At 67.0% G+C, this 20767-nt stretch carries 16 protein-coding genes and 5 pseudogenes; 9 read left to right on the forward strand and 12 right to left on the reverse strand.

The window, feature by feature from the left end; translation table 11 throughout:
* Positions 1 to 5 precede the first annotated feature (5 nt).
* Positions 6 to 191 (forward strand): FAD-binding protein, encoded by a 186-nt coding sequence (locus ACIA75_RS06835; RefSeq protein WP_397100661.1) that lies wholly within the window; start codon positions 6 to 8, stop codon positions 189 to 191.
* A 152-nt stretch (positions 192 to 343) separates the two neighbouring features.
* On the opposite strand, the gene ACIA75_RS06840 is transcribed toward ACIA75_RS06835, so the two are convergent.
* The gene (locus ACIA75_RS06840; protein ID WP_397100663.1) at positions 344 to 1210 is read right to left on the reverse strand and encodes an alpha/beta fold hydrolase; all 867 of its coding nucleotides are present in this window, start codon (positions 1208 to 1210) and stop codon (positions 344 to 346) included.
* 186 nt (positions 1211 to 1396) lie between these two features.
* Here ACIA75_RS06840 and ACIA75_RS06845 point away from each other — a divergent pair, with 186 nt between their 5' ends.
* Positions 1397 to 2029, forward strand: coding sequence for a TetR/AcrR family transcriptional regulator (locus tag ACIA75_RS06845; RefSeq protein ID WP_397100665.1), 633 nt, complete (start codon positions 1397 to 1399; stop codon positions 2027 to 2029).
* Between the two features lie 484 nt (positions 2030 to 2513).
* Here the strand turns inward: ACIA75_RS06845 and ACIA75_RS06850 are convergent, their stop codons facing one another.
* The 5 genes and pseudogenes from ACIA75_RS06850 to ACIA75_RS06870 form a co-directional block, all read right to left on the reverse strand.
* Positions 2514 to 3410: an SAM-dependent methyltransferase gene (locus tag ACIA75_RS06850; RefSeq protein ID WP_397100667.1), complete on the reverse strand. Its 897-nt coding sequence runs from the start codon at positions 3408 to 3410 to the stop codon at positions 2514 to 2516.
* 542 nt (positions 3411 to 3952) lie between these two features.
* A pseudogene (locus ACIA75_RS06855) lies at positions 3953 to 5257 on the reverse strand (ISL3 family transposase); the annotation flags it as partial.
* A 123-nt stretch (positions 5258 to 5380) separates the two neighbouring features.
* Complete coding sequence (locus ACIA75_RS06860) at positions 5381 to 6421, reverse strand: hypothetical protein (protein WP_397100669.1); 1041 nt, start codon at positions 6419 to 6421, stop codon at positions 5381 to 5383.
* Positions 6422 to 6448: 27 nt separating this feature from the next.
* Entirely contained in the window at positions 6449 to 7405 is a 957-nt protein-coding gene (locus tag ACIA75_RS06865) for an RNA polymerase sigma-70 factor (protein ID WP_397100671.1), read from the reverse strand.
* Positions 7406 to 7509: 104 nt separating this feature from the next.
* Positions 7510 to 7662, reverse strand: a pseudogene (locus tag ACIA75_RS06870) (FAD-dependent oxidoreductase); the annotation flags it as partial.
* Positions 7663 to 7875: 213 nt separating this feature from the next.
* Here ACIA75_RS06870 and ACIA75_RS06875 point away from each other — a divergent pair.
* The 3 genes from ACIA75_RS06875 (at position 7876) to ACIA75_RS06885 (ending at position 10389) form a co-directional block, all read left to right on the forward strand.
* A complete protein-coding gene (locus ACIA75_RS06875) occupies positions 7876 to 9066 on the forward strand; it encodes an NAD(P)/FAD-dependent oxidoreductase (protein ID WP_397100673.1) in 1191 nt (396 codons plus the stop codon).
* 284 nt (positions 9067 to 9350) lie between these two features.
* The gene (locus ACIA75_RS06880; RefSeq protein ID WP_397100675.1) at positions 9351 to 9761 is read left to right on the forward strand and encodes a multicopper oxidase domain-containing protein; all 411 of its coding nucleotides are present in this window, start codon (positions 9351 to 9353) and stop codon (positions 9759 to 9761) included.
* Positions 9762 to 9882: 121 nt separating this feature from the next.
* A complete protein-coding gene (locus ACIA75_RS06885; RefSeq protein WP_397100677.1) occupies positions 9883 to 10389 on the forward strand; it encodes a hypothetical protein in 507 nt (168 codons plus the stop codon).
* A 408-nt stretch (positions 10390 to 10797) separates the two neighbouring features.
* On the opposite strand, the gene ACIA75_RS06890 is transcribed toward ACIA75_RS06885, so the two are convergent.
* A complete protein-coding gene (locus ACIA75_RS06890; RefSeq protein WP_397101026.1) occupies positions 10798 to 11253 on the reverse strand; it encodes a hypothetical protein in 456 nt (151 codons plus the stop codon).
* Between the two features lie 127 nt (positions 11254 to 11380).
* Positions 11381 to 11701, reverse strand: a pseudogene (locus ACIA75_RS06895) (serine hydrolase); the annotation flags it as partial.
* Positions 11702 to 12039: 338 nt separating this feature from the next.
* Between ACIA75_RS06895 and ACIA75_RS06900 the strand changes: the two are divergent.
* Positions 12040 to 12615, forward strand: a complete 576-nt coding sequence (locus ACIA75_RS06900; RefSeq protein WP_397100679.1) for a dihydrofolate reductase family protein — start codon at positions 12040 to 12042, stop codon at positions 12613 to 12615.
* Between the two features lie 28 nt (positions 12616 to 12643).
* Here ACIA75_RS06900 and ACIA75_RS06905 read toward each other — a convergent pair whose 3' ends face one another.
* The 4 genes and pseudogenes from ACIA75_RS06905 to ACIA75_RS06920 all read right to left on the reverse strand — a co-directional run bounded on the left by ACIA75_RS06905 (position 12644) and on the right by ACIA75_RS06920 (position 15453).
* Entirely contained in the window at positions 12644 to 13579 is a 936-nt protein-coding gene (locus tag ACIA75_RS06905; RefSeq protein ID WP_397100681.1) for a LysR family transcriptional regulator, read from the reverse strand.
* A 69-nt stretch (positions 13580 to 13648) separates the two neighbouring features.
* Complete coding sequence (locus ACIA75_RS06910) at positions 13649 to 14176, reverse strand: hypothetical protein (RefSeq protein ID WP_397100683.1); 528 nt, start codon at positions 14174 to 14176, stop codon at positions 13649 to 13651.
* 61 nt (positions 14177 to 14237) lie between these two features.
* A pseudogene (locus ACIA75_RS06915) lies at positions 14238 to 14564 on the reverse strand (NAD(P)-binding domain-containing protein); the annotation flags it as partial.
* Positions 14557 to 15453 (reverse strand): NAD(P)-dependent oxidoreductase, encoded by an 897-nt coding sequence (locus ACIA75_RS06920; RefSeq protein WP_397100685.1) that lies wholly within the window; start codon positions 15451 to 15453, stop codon positions 14557 to 14559. The gene ACIA75_RS06920 and the pseudogene ACIA75_RS06915, both read right to left, overlap by 8 nt.
* A 139-nt stretch (positions 15454 to 15592) precedes the next feature.
* Here ACIA75_RS06920 and ACIA75_RS06925 point away from each other — a divergent pair, with 139 nt between their 5' ends.
* The 3 genes and pseudogenes from ACIA75_RS06925 (at position 15593) to ACIA75_RS06935 (ending at position 20716) form a co-directional block, all read left to right on the forward strand.
* Positions 15593 to 18688, forward strand: coding sequence for a BTAD domain-containing putative transcriptional regulator (locus ACIA75_RS06925; RefSeq protein WP_397100687.1), 3096 nt, complete (start codon positions 15593 to 15595; stop codon positions 18686 to 18688).
* Positions 18689 to 19144: 456 nt separating this feature from the next.
* Positions 19145 to 19979, forward strand: a pseudogene (locus ACIA75_RS06930) (IS256 family transposase); the annotation flags it as partial.
* Between the two features lie 440 nt (positions 19980 to 20419).
* Positions 20420 to 20716 (forward strand): hypothetical protein, encoded by a 297-nt coding sequence (locus tag ACIA75_RS06935; RefSeq protein ID WP_397100689.1) that lies wholly within the window; start codon positions 20420 to 20422, stop codon positions 20714 to 20716.
* The last annotated feature ends 51 nt before the right edge of the window (positions 20717 to 20767 follow it).

Raw genomic sequence — 20767 nt, forward strand, 5'->3', positions numbered from 1 at the left:
GCATCATGCGCAAACGCGCATCGGTCGTCGGGCTCGGGATCGCCGGCATGGCCGCGGCCCTCGGGCTGCGGCAGGCCGGCCGGCAGCCGGTGATCGTCGAACGGGCTCCGGAACGCCGGAAAGGCGGCCACTTCGTCGGTCTGCCGGCTACCGGGTTGCGAGTGGCTACCCAGACGGGTATTGCGCTGTAGCGCAACAGTTTCGCCACTACGCTGCCGGTCTTTCCGGTGCCGCCGGTTACCAGTGCACCGGTCATCGGACCGTCTCCGACTGCAGCGAATTCAGCAGATCGGGGAGCGTCCCGGCTGCTGTCGCGTTGGCAACGGGGTTCGCTGTCGCGGTATCAGGCCGGCGCGTCCTTTCGCCGGAGGTGTTCGAGGACGAGGCTGCGGACAGGTTCGACGTCGGCCAGGAGGCCGTGCCCCGCACCGGGGAGAATCACCGTGTCCGCCCCGGCACGCCGCGCGACCTCCGCGGCCGCCTCCGAATCGTGCACCTGGCTCGCCCCGGCCAGGGCGACGAGGGTCGGGACCGGCAGGCGCGTCAGCTCGTCCGGCAGGTGGGGATGAACGATCGGCGAGGCCGGGAAGTGCGCGGCTCCGTGAGCGAGCAGGTCGAGGTATGCCTCCACATGCGCCGGTCCGCTGCCGGGGGCACCCGGTGCCAGCACGGCGCGGGCCTCCTCGAAAGTCGGGTGTGGGTTGCGGTTCCGGCCCAACTCCTCGAACTCGGGGCTGAGCCCGGCGAAGACCAGCGGCGGATCGAGCAGGACCAGGCGCCGCACCCGTTCGGGATGGGCGAGCGCGAACCGGAACGCGAGGTGCCCGCCCAGGGACTGGCCGCACAGGTCTGCGGCGGGTAGCCCGAGCAGATCGAAAGTCTCCGCCAGCCAGTCCACGAGATCGTCCATGCTGGTCAAGGCGGCGCCGGTGTGCCGACTGCGGCCCGGCTCGCCTATGGTGTCCACGGCCCGCACGTGATGCTCCTCGGCCAGCGAACCGACTACCGGGTACCACATTCCGGACGTGCCACTGTACCCGTGGAGCAGGACCAGCGACGGCGCTCCGGTCGGGCCTGCGGACGTGACTCGTGTCGTTCCGTACCGACCCGCAAGGTCTACCGTCTCGGCCTGTACCGGCCAATATGCCATCACCGCGTCGTAGGCCGCGAAATATGCTGTCTCCAGCTCAGCGGCGGCGAATGTGGTCATCGCGCACTCCTCGAGTCGAATCGGCTGCGCTCGCCCGGGAAGGGGAGGGCATGCCGCGCGGTGTCGGCCTCCGCCCGGCTCGACCGGTAGCGGACTTCGGTGCGTGCTTCGACGTTCCTCGGCCGGAGGGGCATTACTCACCACTTTTTCCAAGTCGTCTGTATTATGTCAGATGTATGGAAACAAATGAAAGGGGTTCTCGTGCCGAAACAGGTCGACCACCGAGAACGCCGCGAAACCATCGCACGCGCACTGTGGCGCGTAGTGGAACAACAAGGCTGGACCCGGGCGACGATGCGTGAGGTCGCCCGCGAGGCGGACGTCTCCCTCGGACAGGTCCAGCACTATTTCACCTCCCGGACAGCGATGCTCGTATTCGCGATGGAGTTCGCTTCCGAACAGACCTCGCAGCGCGTCACCCGAAACCTCGACCGACTCGGCTCACCTCTGCACCCCCGAGACGCACTGCGCGTGACCCTCATGGAAATGCTCCCCCTGCACCCGGACGCCCGCGCCACCAGCCGCATGAGTGCCGCCTACACTCTCGAGGCACTGCACGACCCGGAGTTGCACGACCGGGCCCGCCTCGGACTCCGGAACGGCAGAGCGCTGACCGAACGCCTGATCAGGCAAGCAATCACCGAAGGGCGCATCCCACCGGATCGCGATCCGGTCATAGAGACGAACCTCCTGCTTGCGCTGACCGGCCTCACCCCGCTTCTCGACCTCGGCGTCATCGATCCCGACGCCGCGTCGGCCGCCATTGATTACTACCTCGACAGACTTTTCGACGGCACATCGCAACGTCCCGGCCAGTGAGGCGGGGACTGCCGAGGGGCAACCCCTCGTTCAAGACGGTCGCGTTGCACGGCATGGTGCGTGACCAGCACGGAAAGAAGGGATCGAAGTCGTAGGCAATGTGGACGACCCGCTACACACCTCAGACCTACGGTAATCCGGTAGAACCGCGCAGGCCGTCCCAGAAGTCGGTGGTCGGGCAGGGCCATTTCCGCACTGGGCGCGCGCGTTCCCATGTTTGCTGTGCTCTACACGGCACCCGGAGCAACACGACTGACCTGGGTTTTCATGATTCGGGATCGACGGGATCGCTGGGGCGAAGCCGCTGGACTGTGGAAACGTCGTCGCAGGTTTGTGCCCTCGGCGGGGCACATGGAAGATGGGAACACGCGCGACCTGGGCATCTACCCTGGACAGCTAGTCGAAGCCGAACGGCAGCAGCCGGCTGTACCCGGTCAGCAGGCCGCCGAGTTCCGGATCGCGCGCAGGCCACCCACGGTGGCGGTCAGTGAGGGTCCCGTACCGCAGACAGGTACCGCGGTCGTTGCCAGTGCTGTTCCAGTTCTTCGGGAAGGTCCGGTAGCGACACCCCGTAGGTGGCGGCCAGATCGGCAGGCGTGGCTGCGTGCACCGACCACCCGTGGTCCCGCAGCCACTGTTCCGGATCGGTTCTGTCGTCGTAGTAGAACAGTTCGGCCGGGTCGATATCTCCGAACGGGTTCTTGTTCAGGTACTTTGTTTCGATCTCGGCGAGACCACTGCTCGCCGCATCGGCAGGGGCGGCCTCCACAGCGATCCGGCTACCGGCCGGGCTCAGTTCACCGATATGGGCGAACAAGGCGTCCTGAGCCGCTCCGGGCAGGTACGGCAGCAGGCCTTCGGCCGACCACGCCGTGGGTGCGGCCGGATCCGCTCCGGCCGCTGCCAGCGCGGCCGGCCAGTCCGAACGCAGGTCCACGGCCACTGTGCGGTGTTCGGTGCGCGGTGTCGCCGAGTGTTCGGCCAGCACCCGGTTCTTGAACTCGAGCACATCGGGTTGATCGATCTCGTAGACAATTGTTCCCGGGGGCCAGTCGAGCCGGTATGCCCGTGCGTCCAATCCGGCGGCCAGTATCACCGCCTGTGTGATTCCGTCCGCGACGGACGACAGGAAGAATTCGTCGAAGAATTTGGTCCGGATCCCCATGAATCCGGGTACGAGTGGAGCGCCGGCCAGAGTTGGCGGGTCCGCCAGTATGTCCATGAATTTTGGTTCACCGGCGGCACGGACGAACAGTTCTGCGTAACTGTCCTGGATGAGTGGATCCGGTGCGGCGGATTCCAGTGCTCGGAAGGTCGCCACTCCTAACGCGGTGAGTCCGACACCGGTCACGATATCCCAGGTGTCTCCATCGGTTCGCACGACCCAAACCTCCCGAACGGATCGGTAGAAAAGGAACAAGGGCGGCCGCCCACCTAAACCGGGCATACACATACTTGCCGCGCCGCCGAATAAATCGCCAGTCGGACGAGAAACTTTCTCGGTAATTCTACGTCTATCTGCTGGATTCTTGCTGCCAGGGGTTAGTGCGGTCGTGGAGTCGGGTTTGTGTTATCAGCGAGCCGCTTCGCGCTGAACTGCTCGGTCAACGCTTGACTCAGCCGCCTATACACGCCCGAAAGGAAATACCGGCTCGGGTGCCCCATGTGACCTGAAACGTGTTCAACACGTTCGGGCAGAGCTACAGTCGGGAGCTGGTAGTTGCCGAGGTGGCTGCAAGGCATGGATATGGCAGATGCACGCCGACGGGTGCCGGCCGTTCGGGGGGAGACGACACGATTCGGAAGGTCTGGGCATGGCCCGACACACGACGTCAGCCAGGCAGCAACCACAGATGAGGGGTCGCCAACGCTCGGCCGGCCGGGATGAGCGGGGCGGGCGAGGTCGATCCCGTCGGCGGACGGTGACCGGGCGCTGCTCATCCAGTCGTCGAGGTCACGGCCGCGGTGTTCGGTGACGATGCGGGCGAACCCGCTCACCAGCTCCGCGAGAGCGGTCAGGTCCGGGCAGGTTGCCAATAGTTCAGTGAGGTGAGCGTGGCGCTGCTGGCCCAGTTCGCTGGGGCGGGTGGTGATCCAGGCGGTGAGCCGCCGAGGCGAGGGCATGACCCGGTCGGACTCGGCGCGGCCCTGATTCAGGTACTTGTGCAGGAGATTCAGGCTGCCGGTGTAGCCGAGATCGGTGATCTCGGCCAGCAAAGTAGTCACCGGCACGCCGGGTTCTGTGGCGCGGCGGGCGCGCAGGTGATCACGGTAGGGGTCGACCAGACTGGCCCGGTATTGCGGTGGGCGGCGCAGCTTCTCCGGTTCACTGACGCGGGAATACCGTTTCACGGTGTTCAAGCCGAGGCCGAGCCGGCGGGCGCAGTCCATGAGTCCGACCCCGTGGTCGAGGAGATCATGGACGGCGTGCCAGCGGGCCAGGGTGGTGGTTTCGCGGGTCAGCTGCCGGCGTTTCGGGCCGGCAGCGGCCCAGCAGCGGGCGTGGGCGGCGACCGCCTTCTCTGCCGCACGCACCAGGTTGTGCCACAGGTGCCAGCGGTCGGCGATCTGGATCGCTGTCGGGGCCCCGCGGCGAATGGCTTCGGCATAGGTCGCCGATCCGTCACGCACGACGAACTCCACGCCGGGATGGGCCCGCAACCAGGTTTCCAGGGTGGCCGAGCGCCGGTCGGGCAGGACATCGACGCGCTGGTGGGTCGCGCCGTCGATCAGCACGGTCCCGTATCGGTGGCGGCGCAGTACAGCGAAATCGTCCACGCTGAGCACTCTCGGCACTTTCTGGGTTCGCAGCGGGATGCCGAGCAGCACCCGCACCGCGGTCTGGCGCGACATTTGCACCGACCACCGCCCGAGCGTTCGGACCGCGGGCCGCCCGGCCAGCTCCCGCACCGCCGCACGCACGTGCCCGGTCAACCGGGTAGTGCGCCGCTGATAGCGTTCCAGTACACCGGGGACCTGTTCCCGGAACGTGCGCTGGCATCCCTGCGTTGGGCAATACAATCGCCGGACACGCACCCGCACCACCACGCTGCGGCCGTCGACCGGCAGATCGGCCAGCCGCCGTTCGTGAATTCCATGAACCCGGCTCGATCTCGCACCACAGCCCGGGCATTCGGCCACACCACCAGGAGTCCTCGCTCGGACCAGCAACCGTGTACCCGCCACACCCACATCCTCGACAACCAGTGGCGACAAACCCGAAAACATCACGCCGACACCGACACTCACCTCAGCCACCGGGCTATCGTGCCGCTGTCACCTCACAGGCACCACCGAAAGTGGGCCAGAGCCTTTAGCGAGATAGTCCCCATGAATACGCCGAAGCGCCCATCACTGTGCGTTGAGTGTCAGGGCACGGACCGGTGCATGTCCGGGGTTCCAGGCCGCCGCGCGGTGTGCGCGCAGGCTGCCGATCAGGCAAAGCACCACGCCGAGGGTGGCCCAGGTGAGCAGGACGGTGAGCGCGGAGGTCGCGCCGCGGCCGTCGAAGAACGCGGTCGAGCGCAGCAGTTGACCACCGGCCCCCGGCGGCAGCAGTTGCCCGAGTGCGCCGGACCGGCCGGGCAACATCTCCGGAGCGGTGGCCGTGCCCGAGAGCGGATTCCCGATGAGCATCATGATCACCGCACCGATCCCGATCCCGGCGTATCCGAACAGCGATTCCAGCCCGAGAACGGTCAGCGCGATCGCCGCGATACTCAGTGCGACGGCACCGGCGTTGGCGAGGTGGGAGCCGCTGAGCGAGCCGAACCAGAATTGCAGGATCCCCGTGATCGCCAGCCCGCCGGTGACCGCGAAGGCCAGCGCCCCGGCGACCCGGCGGCCGGTGCCGCGCACCAGCCTGGTCAGCAGCACGGCGGCGAGTAGACCGCCCATGACCAGCGGGAGCGCGCCCGCGGCCAGGCCGGCGCCGCGGGCGTCACCGGCGGGCAGGGCAGCGAGGTCGCGAACCACCACCGATGGTGCGGCATTACTGTTCTGTCTGAATCCGGTCGCCATGGTCTGCAGGGTTTGGGCGACCGCGGTGCCGGCAGCGGAGGCGATTATGACCTGCGGCGTGCCAGAGCCGACATCGATGGCACCGTACACTTTCCGGTCGCGGATGAGTTGTTCGGCGGTCGGGGTGTCGGCGACTTCGGTGATATCGAAGGCACCCGGCGCACGCTGCTCGAGCGCGGTCCGGATCCGGTCGACGGCGGTGGCCGGCCCGGCGACGGCGATCGGGACATCGTGCACCGACGACCGCACCGACGGCCAGGCGAACGCGATCAGCAAGACGCTGGTAATCGTCGTGAGCACGACGACCGCTCCGGCCACGGTCGGCCATCGGGACGGAAGCGCGTCAATGGCGAGCGGTGCTCGCGTGGTCATGTCTGCTCCTTGGTTACGTCGCTGAAGTCAGCGCAGGGTGAGGTGGGTCTCGGAGTCGATATGGGTGAGTTTGTGCGGGTTGCGCACGAGATAGAGACCGACGATGCGGGCGTCCTCGACCCGTAGCGCGAGGACACTGTCGAGTTCCCCGTCGATGTGCAGCGCCAGCGCGGGGCTGCCGTTGATCGCGGCCGGTTCGACGGTGAGCGCGACATTGTGCTTGGTGAGGCCCGCGACCACGAAACGTGCCACCTTGTCCGCGCCGATAACGGGCCGGGGGCTGGCCTGTTTGATGCCACCGCCGTCGCTGATCGCCACCACTTCAGGGGCGAGGACATCGAGCAGGCCCTGCAGGTCCCGGGTCTCGAGCGCGCGCCGGAACGCGTCGACAGCCGCTCGGGCCTCGCCCGCGGAGACCGTACGGCGCGGCCGGCGGGCCTCGACGTGGCGGCGGGCGCGGTGGGCGATCTGGTGTACGGCGGCGGTTGACTTTTCCACCGCGGCCGCGATCTCGTCGTAGCCCAGTCCGAACGCCTCGCGTAACACGAAGACCGCGCGTTCGGTCGGAGTCAAGGTCTCGAGCACGACCATCAACCCCATCGATACGCTTTCGGCGAGTTCCACATCGGTGGCCACGTCCGGGGTGGTGAGCAGCGGTTCCGGAAGCCAGGAACCGACGTATGCCTCCCGTCGCCGCTTCACCGACCGCAGCCGGTTGAGCGCTTGCCGCGTGGTGATCCGAACCAGGTAGGCCCGCTGGTCATCGACCTGCGCTGTGTCGACGCCGACCCAGCGAAACCAGGTCTCCTGCAGGACATCATCGGCATCCGCCGCCGATCCGAGCATCTCGTATGCGACGGTGAACAATAAATTACGGTGCGCAACAAAAGTTCTCGTCGCCGCGAGAACGGCGTGCGAGTCGCTCGGGCCGACGGCCTCGTCCTCGGCCGGCTGCCGTTCGTCGGGTTCGCCCGCTATGTGCATGATTTCCTCTCCGCGAGTGGATCGTGGGCCCGGCTATGGATGCACCATGCGCGGTGCGGGGCGCCGGATTCGTGCACTGCCGCACCGCACCACTGGGCCCTTGGTGCCCGCAGCTGATGCAGACGCAGCCGTGGCACGAAGACCTGCCGGGGATTGATCACGGTCACGGATACGTCATCGCGCTGCCGCAACCGGTTGGCCGCCGTCACCCCGGCGTATCCACCGCCGACCACGACAACCTCGATACTGTTGCCCATGGTGTCTCCTTCGCTCCGAACGGGTCGATAACAAGACACCGCAACCCCGCGAATCCTGACAAAGTGTGAATCAGGTCACAGAACTTTGGTGCGCGGATTTTCTCGGCGATCGACGCCATGGAGTGATGCATGTCACCAACTCGCCGCTGTCAGGAAATCGTGCCCACCGGTGTCTTGTTTGGCGAGCACGCGAAACCGACAGGAGCCGCAACCATGAAACACCGCATCGTCATCCTCGGGGCCGGATACGCCGGAGCCTTCTCCGCGACGTTTCTTGCCCGACAGCTTCACTCCGACGACTTCGAGATCACGGTCGTCAACGCCGAACCCGATTTCGTGGAGCGGCTGCGCCTGCATCAGCTCGCCGCCGGACAGCAGCTGCGCCACCGGCCACTCGCAAAAATTTTCGCCGGCACCGAAATCCGATTGCGGGTAGCCCGCGTCACTGGCGTCGACGCCGAGAATCGGACCGTCACCGTGACCGGCGTCGACGGTCCCGGCCGAATCGAATACGACACCCTGCTCTACGCGCTGGGCAGCACAATCGACGACCGTGGCATTCCCGGCGTCCGCGAGCATGCCTATCACGTGGCGGCACGACCGGCCGCGCTGCGTCTGCGCGCACGCCTGGACGAGCTGGACGAAGGCGGGCGCGTGCTGGTGGTCGGCGGCAATCTGACCGCGATCGAGGCCGTCACCGAACTCGCCGAATCCCGCCCCCGGCTTCGAGTCGGCCTCGTCACCCGCGGCGAACTCGGCGGCTGGCTCGGCGACAAGGCCTGCCAGCACCTGTGGCGCGCTTTCGACCGGTTCGGTATCCAGGTCCACGAGCACTTCCCCATCGAACGCGTCGAGGTGGGCCGGGCGATCGCCGCCGACGGGAGCGTGTTCCCCGCCGACGCTATCGTCTGGGCCGCCGGCTTCGCCGTCCATCCGATCGCCGCAGCCAGTGGCCTCGCAGTCGAACCCAACGGACAGATCACCGTCGACCGGCAGATGCGGTCGGCCTCCCATCCGGACGTCTACGCCGCCGGTGACAGCGCCTTCGTCATCGGCGACAACGGCCTGCCGTACCCCATGTCGTGCGCATCGGCGGGACCCACCAGCAAGGCGGCCACAGCCGCGATCATCGCGCACCTCACCGGCCGCACAGTCGCACCCACCACCTTCTCCTACATCGGCAACCACATCAGCCTCGGCCGCCACGACGGACTCTTCCAACTGGTCGACGGAGACGCGCGAGCCAAACCGGGAGCACTCCGCGGCCGGGTAGCCGCACGCGTCAAAATGGCGATCATCGATACCGCCGCCTGGGCCGTCGGCCACCCGACTTTCGGCAAGCCGAACCACAAGTACCACTTGGCAACCACCAGGGACAGCTTCCCCAGCGGGTCCGCAGCATAGTGGCCCATTTCTGCCACGGTGGTTCCGGCTTGCCGGGAGTGGCAGGCTTCGTACGAAGCCTGCATGTTGTGCCGCAATGCATTTCGACGCGTCCCCAGTGTGGGCGCAAGCTCGGCTGGTCTACGGACAGGAGCAATCGCGCATGCGCGCTGTTGTTGTCGATCCGAACGCCCCAGTCAAGCCCGTACTGGGGCGCTGCCTGTCACCATTGCGGAACGGGTGCGGCCCAGCACTTCGATGAGAATCAGCTCGCCGCTCTGGTATGCGTGCGGGTCCCCGATCACTTGGCATCTGATCTCCCCACCGGGGAGCGCTCGGAGGCCCGCGAGATCAGGGACATGTCGTTCGGAGTGGGGCAGATGGGTAGCGGTCATGGATGGTTGATCGGCGACAAGGTGTTCGCCCCAGCGCGAACCGATGTGACAACCCGACTCGGTGACATCGAGATCTGGAGGCTCATCGCCGACGTCCACCATCCGGTACACCTACACCTTGTGGGGTTCACAGTGCTCTCCCGCGGCGGTGGCCCACCCCCGCCCCACGACGCCGGCCTCAAAGACACCGTCGCCCTCAACCCCGGCGAAGCCGTGGAGATCATCACTCGCCTCGACGGGTACCGAGGCCGCGACCTGTTCTCCTGCCACACAGCCGAGCACGAGGACATGGGAATGATGGCAAACCTAGAGATCACCTGACCGCGAGTTGGTAGCCAGAGACCAGACAAATCGTGTGTGCGATCGAAAACACGGCGTGGCGGGGCGTCACGACGCCGCTCGATGAGAGATACCGAAAGTCCCCACTTAAGAGGAGAAGATCATGCTTTACGCGAACTCGCCGTTCAGAACCAGGTTGGCTGCAGTTGCAGGAGTCCTGATCATCGGTGGCGGGCTCAGCGCTTGTGGTGCTGACAACGGTGGCGAGGACGGGTCGGCGCAGCGAGTCGAGATCATCGAAGCAGCCGCGTTGACCGATCAACTTGCGGCTCTAGATCTCGATAAACCGGGACCGAGTCTCGGCGATATGGTCGTCTACTCGGGCGGCATTCAACAAGATGGTCGTCAGATCGGACACGGTGGTGGTTCATGTCAGAATATTTACATCGAGGGTGATGAGATCACCATGCAGTGCGTGCTCACCGCGCAGATGGAGCGGGGATCGCTGACCATGCAGGCGGTGTGGCTCGAGGGGACCAGCCCGCTCGATTTGGCGATTACCGGTGGTACCGGCGCATATAGGAGTGCGACCGGGACTGCTCGTTTCTGGGATATCAATACTCCGGATGAACGGATGCGTGCCGAGGTCATTCTCCCCCGCGAGGAGTGAACGAAAGGCCGACGATACATATCGTCTGCTACGGCTACCTCAACGAGTGCATGCCACACCAACAAACACGCGACCATCCACGCCACGCTGACCACGGAAACACTTCCCGCCGCGCAGGCGCCGCCGCGGCGCTGAGCGCTGCCGCAACCCCGGAACCGGCTGCAGAACCGCCACCAGCCCCGAACCACGGCAACATGCAGCACAGCGACAAACGGGCAACCACCACAGTTGCCCATGATTGTGCCCTCGGCAGGAAACGCAAAACATGGGCAACCGGAAAACGCCTGGTAATCGTGGCGGTGTATTCACTCGGCGGGTTGTAATGAGTGCGACGCTCGGCGACCTGCGGATACGCGGTTACTGCCGGAACCCCCGATCGCCGGGGCGAAGGGCCGGAGTCAGGCGCGGTCAGTAGGAGTCCGGCCTGGGGATCTGCATGCCGGCGGAGCGGAGTTTCGTTTCGGTGAACGCTGTCAGCCGGGCTGAGATCGGTGCCTGGTCCTGCCGGTGGTTGTTGATCAGCCGGTGCTGGGTGGAGGCGTTGGTCCAGATATGCGCGCGGGTGAGATCTCCCAGCAGTGTGGGGTTGGCGAGGTAGTGGTCGGCTATGGCGGCCGCGAGTTCTTCGATCCGGGGGTCGTCCGGTTGCCAGATCTCGGCCTCCGCAGCTCGTTTGGTCAAATCGATGTACCCGGGGTCTTCGAGCCGGTGTTCGAGCTGGGCCAGGAAGTTGTCGAAGCCCTCCGGCACCATTTCCCGGGTCAGCACCAGGGCCTCGCGTTGGGCTGCCACGTAGTCGGGACCGAAGCCGAGGGCGGACATGCGGTCCAGGATCGGCGGGTAGGTCTTGAACCGGTTCTGCATCCACTCCGGCCGTGGTGCCGAAGGGGACGGGGACCCCGTACACGACCGTCCCGTCGGCGTAGACCTCGCCGGTGAAGTCGATCAGCCCGCTGTTGTGCTGCAACAGCATTCGCACCGTGATCCGCTCGTCCGGCTCGAAATCGGGCAGATGGCTCATGACCGGGGTGTCCAGCTCGAGCTTGCCCTCGGCCACCAGTTGCAGCACCAGGGTAGCGGTGAAGGTCTTGGTGTTGCTGCCGATCCGGACATGCCCGTCGACCGGCGGCTTCGCGGTCCCGCCGAGCTCGGATACCCCGGCGCTGCCGGCCCACTCGCCTCGCTCGTCGTGCACGCGCAGCGCAATCCCGGTCAAACCGGAATCGGCGATCTCCTCGATCGTCTTCTGTAGCTCCGGGCGATCAGGCCCGGCATCAGCCGCCGGTGCAGCCCCGCTCTCTGCGGCGGTCATTCCAACGGTGTCGAGGGTTGCGGTGCTCTTGTCCTGGCGGAAAGGTTGACGTTCATGATGGTTGCTCCTTCGAATCTGTTGCGCCCGAATCGGCGTTGTGCCGCTGCGACGAGCTTCCAGCCTGACCCGAGGTCAACCTCAATAGTGATCTAACTCACAAGTAAGTCCTGATGGGTGGGGTGCCGTTTCGAGTGACAGCCGAGTCGCGCACCCCAGGCACCCATCTCTCCGGACGTCGCTTCATTAAGCCTGAGTTCACGATCGTATTCCGAATTCTCGTTGATCAACTCGAGCTATGGGCAGAAGGTGGAGACACCTGTTTCGGTAAGGAGAATGTCTTGACGCGAGAGCTGGTCTATACGGGATTCGTATCGCTGGACGGTGTGGTGGACTCGCCAGGAGGTGAGGCCGAGGGGCACCGCAGCGGCGGCTGGGTGATGCACACCGAATTCGTGCCGGAGGCGTACTCGCTCAAAGGGGAGGAGCTGGCCGAGACGACGGCACTGATGTTCGGGCGCCGCAGCTACGACGTTTTCGCACCGATCTGGCCGGGGTCCGAGGATCATGCCTCCTACAAGGATCTGCCGAAGTACATCGTGTCGACGACACTCGCGGAAGACGATCTGATCGACGACTGGGGGCCCATCACGATCTTGCGCTCGGCCGAGGACGTCGCGACGCTCAAGCAGGGCGATGGCGGAGCGATCTTCATCCACGGGAGCGCCGAACTGGCCCGTCGCCTGGCCGACGCGGACCTGATCGACCGGTACAATCTGCTCGTCTTCCCAGTGCTGCTGGGAGCGGGGAAGAGCATCTTCGGCCGCGAGGATCGGGATAAGCGGAATCTTCGGCTCCGGGAGTCCGCGACCTACTCGAACGATGTCGCGAAGCTCGTCTACGACGTAGTGCGATAGCGAGGGACCCGCGACGTCCGAGTCGCGCTCAGACCATGGGGCGCGGTGCCGATGTAATTGCTGTTGCGAGAGCGCGGATCATGTCATTCGCGGTAGCGGTGCGCCAGACCAGTGCCCACTCGGCGACAGGTGCGTCATGGATGGGCAGGTAGACGACGTCGGGTCGCCGTGCGTACTGGGTGGCGTGCGCGTGAACAGGTGAGACCGCTTCGCCGGTGGCAAGGATCGGGATCATCTCCTCGAACGTCGTGACCGTCGGTCCGACCGGAATCTCAGTGCCGCTGGGTGTCCGATGCGGAACGAGTGCTTCTCGCCAGTAAGCGGGCCGGGCGCCGGCCATCACCACATCGTCCGCGAGATCCTCCAACGAGACGGATACCTTCGCGGCGAGACGATGCGAGGCCGAGACGGCGAGCAAAATCGGCTCGGTATACACCGACGGTCCGACCGTCAGATCGGGTTCGAGGACAGGAAGCCAGAGAACCGCCGCGTCGATATCACCGGAACGTAGCCCGCCGAAGGGATCCCCGAAGCTCACCGACCGGATCTTCACTTCGACCCCCGGCCTGCTCTCGGCGAAGGTATCGAGAGCAGGCCGGAGCACCTCGGTATTCCAGCTGATCATTCCCAGTCTGAGCACACCTGTCGTGCCGCGGGCGGTGCGGCCGGCACGCTCGAGCACATTCTGCAACTCCGAGTACGTGCTGGATAGTTCGTCGCGTAATTGCTCACCCAGCGGTGTCAGCACAACGCGCCGACTGGTCCGCTCGAACAGTGTGCCACCGACTGTGCGCTCGGCCTTCTTGACGACCTGGCTCACTCGGGCCGGGGTGAGGCGCAGCCGTTCCGCGGTGCGCCCGAAGTGGAGCTCCTCGGCGAGCGTGAGGAAGACCTCGATATCACGCAGCTCCATCCAGGTCTCCTCCACACTCACCAGCAATGTCGTGTTCTGGTACCCGACCACGCCACGATAGTGGAGTGCCACTGCGGTTCGTGCCGACCGCGGCCTCGCCTGGTGAGGCCCGCACCCGGATCATCTCGACGACCCGTCCTGCGGCCGGATCAGCTCGAACACACTGGAGAAGCTGTCGCTACCGTACCCGTCGATCGAGCGCCCGTGGAGCAGATCCCGGAGGGGCTCGTGGATGTCGGCGGCTATCCCGCCGGCTCTACTGAGCTCGATGAGGCTGTCGACGGCCGCCCGGTTCAGGTCAACGGTGGAGACCCCATTCGCATACTGCGCGGAACCGATCTCGCGGGCCAACTCGGGGAGGAAATCGGCCATACCGTTCAGCCAGCGGGCCGCCAGCGGCGCGAAGACCTCGGGGTCGGTGCCCACCGGGCGTAGTAGCGCAGCCGAGTGCAGGAATCCGGCGAGTGCCCCGTATCCGGTACCCAGCAGGGCCAGGTCATGGGTTTCTGCCGAGCCGGGGTCGGCGCCGAAGTAGTGTGCGGGCGCCATCACCTCCAGCACGCTCCGGTAGGCGGTGAATGCCGCCTCGGTACCGCTGTAGAGAAAGAATCCGGCGTCGGTGGCGACAGTCTCGGGCAGCGCCAGCATGGGCGCCGTCGAGATAGTCGGCGCCGTACTCGGCGGTCCATGTGGCGAGTTCCCGAGCCTGGTCCGGCGTGGTGTTGGCAAGGTTCACCACCGTACGGTCACGGAGTGCGGTGGTGGCGGGCGCAAGCGTCTGACACACCGCGTCGTGGTCGCGCAGCGGAGCGACCACCAGGGGCACGGCCGCGACCGCCTCGGCGACGGTAGCTGCGGGGACGGCACCCCGCGCGGCGAGCGCGGCGGTCTTCCCCGGACTGCGGTTCCACACGACCGTCTCGTACCCGGCGTCGAGGAACGCGGCGGCGATCGGTGTACCCATCCGGCCGAGGCCGAGGACGGCCACGCGGGGCTTCGGCTGCTCGGCCGATCGGAAGGTTCTCGGTTCACTCATTGTGCGCACCCTTCGCGATCGTCTCGACGACGCTGGCGATACCGCTCGCACCGTGGCCGTCGGCCGCCGCCTGTTCCAGCAGGGATCGGAACAGCCCGGGCACCTCGGTGCGAATGCCGTGGGTTGCACTGGTGTGTGCGAGGTGTGCTATCGCGGCCCGGTGCACTTCGACGGTGCCGTCGTCGTCGGGGAAGACACCACTCTGGGCCTGCCGGGCATGCTCCGTCAGCAGCGAGGTAATGAACGGCATGTGGGCGGTTGCCACCGTGGCGAACGCGGCCGGGTCGACTCCGGCCGAGCCCACGAGCGCCAGGGAGTGGTAGAAGCCGGCCAGCGTGCCCCAGGCCAGGCCGAACAGTGCGGTGTCGTACACCGGGGCCAGTGCGGGATCGGCGCCGAGGTGGACGGAGTTTCCGAGGCTGCGCAGCACCGGCTCGTATGTGTCGAAGGCATCCCGCGAGCCGCTGAAGACGAACAGCGCCTCGGGCCGCCCGACCAATCGGGTACCGCTCATGGCGGCGCCGTCGAGGTAGGCGGCACCGTGCCCGGCCGCCCGATCCGCCGCGTCGGCAGCCTCCTGCGGTGTCCCCGAAGTCAGGTTCACCAGAGTCCGGCCGCGCAGGTTCTCCGCCACCGGTCCGAGTACACCCTGCACGGTCGGGTAGTCCGGTAGGCACACCACGACCAGCGGACTCGCGGTGACGGCCGCTTGGACGGTGGCAGCGCGGAGGGCTCCCTGCGCGACGAGGGCGTCGCTCTTCGCAGTGGAGCGGTTCCAGACCGTGGTGGTGTAGCCGGCGGCCAGGAACGCCTGGGCGAGCCGGGTCCCCATCTGGCCCAGGCCGATGACCGACACCGCGGACTGATCAGGGTTCTCGTTGCGTGACATGTGGTGGCTCCCGATTCCTTCGGTGCCGCACCTGAGCGGTGCGTGCGATGTGTTCCACCGTGCCTGCCGGGGCTGTCGGAACCCTGTCGGACCGCTGTCGGGGCCGGGCCCGATCATCGGGTCCGATTACCGTGCACGCATGTACTTCTCGGTGCTCGGCCCCGTCACTGCCCGGACCACCGCCGGACTCGAGGTCGACGTACCGGAGGTGAAGGTACGCGTCCTGCTGGCTGCCCTGCTCGTCGACGCGGGGCATCCGGTCTCCGCGGACCGGCTGGTCGATGACCTGTGGGGCGACCGGCTGCCGCGGAACCCGGGCGGCGCCCTGCAGACCAAGGTCTCACGGCTGCGTCGTGCGCTGGCGGGAGCCGAGCCGGGCGCGGAGGCGCTGGTCGAGTCGGTGCACCAGGGATACCGGCTCCGGATCGGCCCTCAGGACCTGGATTCCCGGCGTTTCACCGATCTGACCGCCGCCGCGTCCCGCGAGCGGGACCCCTCGGCCAGGGCCGATCTGCTGACGACAGCGCTGGCATTGTGGCAGGCAGAGCCGTTCTCCGGCCTCGGCGACCCGGAGTTCGTGCGTGCTGCGGCAACACAGCTGACCGAAGAGCGGCTGACCGCCCTCGAGGTGCTCGCCGAGACCCGGCTGGAACTCGGCGAGCACCGCACCCTCGTAGGGCAGTTGGGGGACCTGGCTGCCCGTTATCCACTGCGGGAACGGCTGCGCGCACTTCAGATCACGGCCCTGTACCGAGCCGGGCGGCAGTCCGAGGCCCTGGCCGTCTACACCGAGGTACGAAACCGGCTGGCGGATGAGCTGGGTGTGGATCCCGGGCCGGACCTGGCTGCTGTCCACCGAGCGGTCCTCAGTCACGACGCGGCGTTGGGAACAGAACCGGACCTGGCCGCGCCCGCCCCGAGACGGCCGATGCGGGGCGAACTGGCAGCCCCACTCACCGGCCTGATCGGTCGACAGAACGCGCTGCCCGCCGTATGCGACCTGCTCGCCACCCACCGGCTGGTGACGCTGACCGGCCCTGGCGGAGTCGGTAAGACTCGGCTGGCGGAGGAGGCGGCGCGCCGGACAGCCGCCGACTACCCCGACGGTGTCCGAGTGGTCGGCCTCGCCGGATCCACCGGCGTGGGCGAGCAGGTGGGTGCCGCCCTCGGCCTACGAGAAGAGGGGCCGGCGGGGCTGGAGGACGCACTGCGCGCGCGGCGGCTCCTCCTGCTGCTGGACAATTGCGAGCACCTCATAGAGTCGGCCGCCGCGGCAGTGCGTCGGCTCCTGGCCGCCGCGCCGGGCCTGAAAATCCTTGCTACCAGCAGGGAACCTCTCGGAGTGGCTGGGGAATCCGTGTGGACTGTGCCCCCGCTGTCGCAACGGGACGCCGAGCGGCTGTTCGTAATACGGGCCGCTGCCGGTGCCCCCGGATTCACCGTCACCGGTAACAACGCGGAGGCCGTCGCGACGGTCTGCCGCCGCTTGGACCGCATCCCCCTCGCCCTGGAGCTCGCCGCCACCCGAGTCCGCGCCCTGGGAGTCATGGAGTTGCCGGCCCGGCTGGACGACCGGTTCCGGCTGCTGTCCGGCGGCAACCGCGGGGTGCCGGCCCGCCAGCGCAGCCTCCGGGCAATGATCGACTGGAGCTGGGAGCTACTGCGTGACGACGAGCAGGCGGTGCTGCGCGGCCTGGCGGTCTTCACCGACGGCTGCACGCTCGAAGCAGCCGAGGCGGTATGCGCCGGCGACTCGGATGTCCTCGGGGCGCTGATCCGGCTGGTGGACTGCTCGGTCATCACTCCGGCCGAAGGTCCTCGATATCGTTTGCCGGAGTCGATCGCGGCCTACGCGCGGGAACGCCTCGCCGAAACGGGCGACGGTGAGGCTCTCCGGCAGAGACACCACGTCTACTTCGCCGGGCTGGCCGCCCGTACCGCGGCCGGGCTGTACGGTCCCGAGCAGCAGCGATGGCTGTCCCATCGTGACCCCGAGAACGCCAACCTCCGCGCCGCGCTGGACCGCGCTGTACAGCGGAAGGACGTCGACGAGGCTCTGCGTCTGGCGCTCGACTCGACCTGGTATTGGTTCCTGCGGGGCAGGCTGCGCGAAGCCCGGCGTTCGCTGGCAGCCGTTCTGCGCCTCGGCGCAGGCCGCCAGGGCATCCTCCGTTCCCGCGCCGTTCTCTGGCACGCCGGGTTCGCCCTGCTCACCGGAGAAGGAGGCGACGGCCTGCCGGCGATGTCCGAGACGGCGGCCGACGGCGGAGCGGAGGGTGCGCGCGCCGAGTGGTTCCTGGGCTACGCATTTCTCGCGTCGGGGAGGGACCTCGCGCACAGTGAGCTCCTGGTGGACCGCGCGCTCCGGGGCGCCCGTGCGGCCGGCGACCGGTGGGGTGTCGCTGCCGCGCAGAGCACCCGGTCCGTCCAGGCCCTGCTGCGGGGCGATCTCCGCGCGGCCGAGGACTGCGCGGAGGAGGGGCACGCTATCTTCTCCGGACTCGGCGACAGCTGGGGCCGATTGCAGACCACCTATCCGCTCGCCGCGCTGGCCGCAGTCGCCGGTGACTACGCGCTCGCGGCGCAACTGCACCAGGACGGGTTTCGGCTGGCGGAGGAACTGGGGTTCTTCGCCGATGCCGCTGACCGGATCACCGGACTCGGCCGGGTCGCTCTCCTGACCGGAGATTTCGCTCGGGCCACCGAGTTGCACCGCAAGGCACAGGCTCTGGCCGCCGAGCACGGCTATACGGCGGGTGAAATCCACGCCGAGATCGGTCTCGCCCTCGGTGCTCGGCGGCAGGGCGACTTCGAGGTCGCCGCCCGGCTGCTCGACAAAACCCTCACCTGGCACCGCGAGGTCGAGTTCGGGCCCGGCCCCGCTCTCCTTCTCGCCGAGCTGGGTTTCCTGGCCGAGGAGCGCGGTGACGCCTCCGAAGCCCTTGCCCTGCACCGTCGAGCGCTCGCCGTCGCGCGTGCGGGCGGCGATCCTCGGGCCGTCGCACTCGCTCAGGAGGGTCTCGCCGGTGCTCATATTCTCGCCGGGCGTCCGGAACTGGCCGCTCGCTTGCTGGGCACGGCCGCGCGGGCCCGCGAGTCGGCCGGCGCGCCGCTGCCGGAGGCCGAGCGCGTCGATGTCGACCGCATCACGGCCCGGGTCCTCGACGCCTTGGGTGCCGAGCTTTTCCATTCTGAGTTCGCTGTGGACGCCGAGGGTGAGAGTGACGAGTGGTGACTGTCCTCGGTGTTGCACAACCCTCGTCCAGCACCACCGTTCACAGAGGTGACACCTCCGCTGCGGCGGTGAATATTGTTCCGCCACCGGGCACCCCGCGGTGTGAGGCCCTCTCGGCCCTGTTCGGGGTTCGCTGTCGCGGTATCAGGCCGGCGCGTCCTTTCGCCGGAGGTGTTCGAGGACGAGGCTGCGGACAGGTTCGACGTCGGCCAGGAGGCCGTGCCCCGCACCGGGCAGAATCACTGTGTGCGCCTCGGCCAGCGAGCCGACCACCGGATACCACATTCCGGACGTGCCACTGTATCCGTGGAGCGGGTCTGTAAGTTCTCCGGTGTAAGTCCTGGGAACGATGGATGCTGTTGTGACTGAAGAGAAGTCGGAAGGCGATCCAGCCGGGTCGGTGGCATCGTCGATGGACGAGCAGATCCGGCGGTGGGCTGCCGAAGCCCGCCGTGACGGGCTGCAGCTGGTCGGCGAGGGCGGGCTGCTGGCCCGGATGAGGCCGGACCGGTGGAGATCACGGTGCCCCGGGACCGCGCCGCCAGCTTCGAACCGCAGATGGTGAAGAAACGTCAACGCAGGTTGAACGGTGTGGAGAACATCGTGATCTCGCTGTCGGCCAAGGGATTGACGACCGGGGAGATCTCGGCGCACCTGCGTGAGGTCTATGGCGCCGAGGTATCGAAACAAACCATTTCCACCATCACCGACCGGGTCATGGACGCCATGGCCGACTGGCAGAACCGGCCCCTGGACCCGGTGTATCCCGTGCTGTTCTGGACTGCGTGAACGTGAAGATCAGAGACGGCAACGTCGCGAATCGCCCGATCTATGTGGCGATGGGCGTGACCGTGGACGGCACCCGCGACATCCTGGGAGTGTGGGCCGGCGAGCACGGCGACGGCGCCAAATACTGGCTGCGAGTGCTGGCGGAGCTGAAGAACCGCGGCATGGCCGACGTCTGCATCGTCGTCTGCGACGGGCTCAAAGGCCTTCCCGACGCCATCGCCCAGGTATGACCGCAAGCGCTGGTCCAGGGCTGCGTCGTGCACCTTCTGCGTAGTTCGTTTGCCTACGCCAGCCGCAAGGACTGGTCCGAGCGCTGGCCAAAGACCTCAAACCCGTCTACACCGCACCGTCCGAGTCCGCGGCGCTCAAGTGCGTCTACATGGCCATCATGAGCCTGGACCCCACCGGCACCGCCCGGCAACGCTGGTCCAACCGCTGGAAAGCCGCCCTGAACGCATTCGAGATCACCTTCGACGGACGCCTGTCCGCCGCCCGCACGTAACCGAATAACCCGAGGAAGGAGACGGACTTACACCTGAAACTGGACAGACCGGCCCGGCGGCATGTAACGGCATTGGCGGGTCGGTCGACCGTCGAGCAGAGGTGGATCAGGCGCCAGACTCGCCGCGCACCACACTGTCGAGCTATGGCCTGGAGTCGATGAGGAAGAACCCGGACTCTATGTCGGGCCGGCCGCGCAGGAAGGTATGGAATCGAACTGGATCCCGACCGTCGGCAAGCGTCGGCTACCCGCCGTCCGGTTCTATGGGGCCCACCGCAGAGTTCAACGACAAGACCTTCACAATTCCCGACTTCACGCCGGTCCAATAGGAACCGGTGCCACCGGCCCACCGCCGAACGGTGACCAGCCGGTTCTCTCGTCGAGCAAGAGGCCAGCGCGCCTGCCCGAGCTGCGGTGTGGTTTGGGCGAGAATCCCTCGAATGGCTGGAAGCAACGACGTCGATCCTGTCTCGGTGGTGCCCGAGTCGGTTGTTCTGGTGAGTGGGGCCTCGATCGGCGACCGGGACGGAGCTGTCGGCCCGGCAACATCGGGACTGGACGGCAATCAGGTCGACGTACCTGTCCAACATGCTGTGGACGTGGTGTGTGACGGGGTGACGGCGTCTTTCGCGATTCACTATGTCAGTGGTGCGGAAGCAGAACGCATCGCTGCCGCTCAGGCGAAGGCTCTTGCTGCACTGCTGAGGTGGCAGGCAGGCCGTTCCGAAGTTGGCTGACCCTGAATTCCGGTGACGTGGCGGTCCAGTTGCCCTTGTTTTGTGTTTCGA

The sequence above is a fragment of the Nocardia sp. NPDC051750 genome, from assembly GCF_044453135.1.
GTDB lineage: Bacteria > Actinomycetota > Actinomycetes > Mycobacteriales > Mycobacteriaceae > Nocardia.

Bases quoted from the DNA above. Each gene is read 5' to 3' on its own strand.
- ACIA75_RS06835 (WP_397100661.1), top strand. From the start codon at position 6: ATGCGCAAACGCGCATCGGTCGTCGGGCTCGGGATCGCCGGCATGGCC.
- ACIA75_RS06840 (WP_397100663.1), bottom strand. From the start codon at position 1,210: ATGACCACATTCGCCGCCGCTGAGCTGGAGACAGCATATTTCGCGGCC.
- ACIA75_RS06845 (WP_397100665.1), top strand. From the start codon at position 1,397: ATGAAAGGGGTTCTCGTGCCGAAACAGGTCGACCACCGAGAACGCCGC.
- ACIA75_RS06860 (WP_397100669.1), bottom strand. From the start codon at position 6,421: ATGACCACGCGAGCACCGCTCGCCATTGACGCGCTTCCGTCCCGATGG.
- ACIA75_RS06865 (WP_397100671.1), bottom strand. From the start codon at position 7,405: ATGCACATAGCGGGCGAACCCGACGAACGGCAGCCGGCCGAGGACGAG.
- ACIA75_RS06875 (WP_397100673.1), top strand. From the start codon at position 7,876: ATGAAACACCGCATCGTCATCCTCGGGGCCGGATACGCCGGAGCCTTC.
- ACIA75_RS06885 (WP_397100677.1), top strand. From the start codon at position 9,883: ATGCTTTACGCGAACTCGCCGTTCAGAACCAGGTTGGCTGCAGTTGCA.
- ACIA75_RS06890 (WP_397101026.1), bottom strand. From the start codon at position 11,253: ATGCAGAACCGGTTCAAGACCTACCCGCCGATCCTGGACCGCATGTCC.
- ACIA75_RS06910 (WP_397100683.1), bottom strand. From the start codon at position 14,176: ATGCTGGCGCTGCCCGAGACTGTCGCCACCGACGCCGGATTCTTTCTC.
- ACIA75_RS06920 (WP_397100685.1), bottom strand. From the start codon at position 15,453: ATGTCACGCAACGAGAACCCTGATCAGTCCGCGGTGTCGGTCATCGGC.
- ACIA75_RS06925 (WP_397100687.1), top strand. From the start codon at position 15,593: ATGTACTTCTCGGTGCTCGGCCCCGTCACTGCCCGGACCACCGCCGGA.
- ACIA75_RS06935 (WP_397100689.1), top strand. From the start codon at position 20,420: ATGGCTGGAAGCAACGACGTCGATCCTGTCTCGGTGGTGCCCGAGTCG.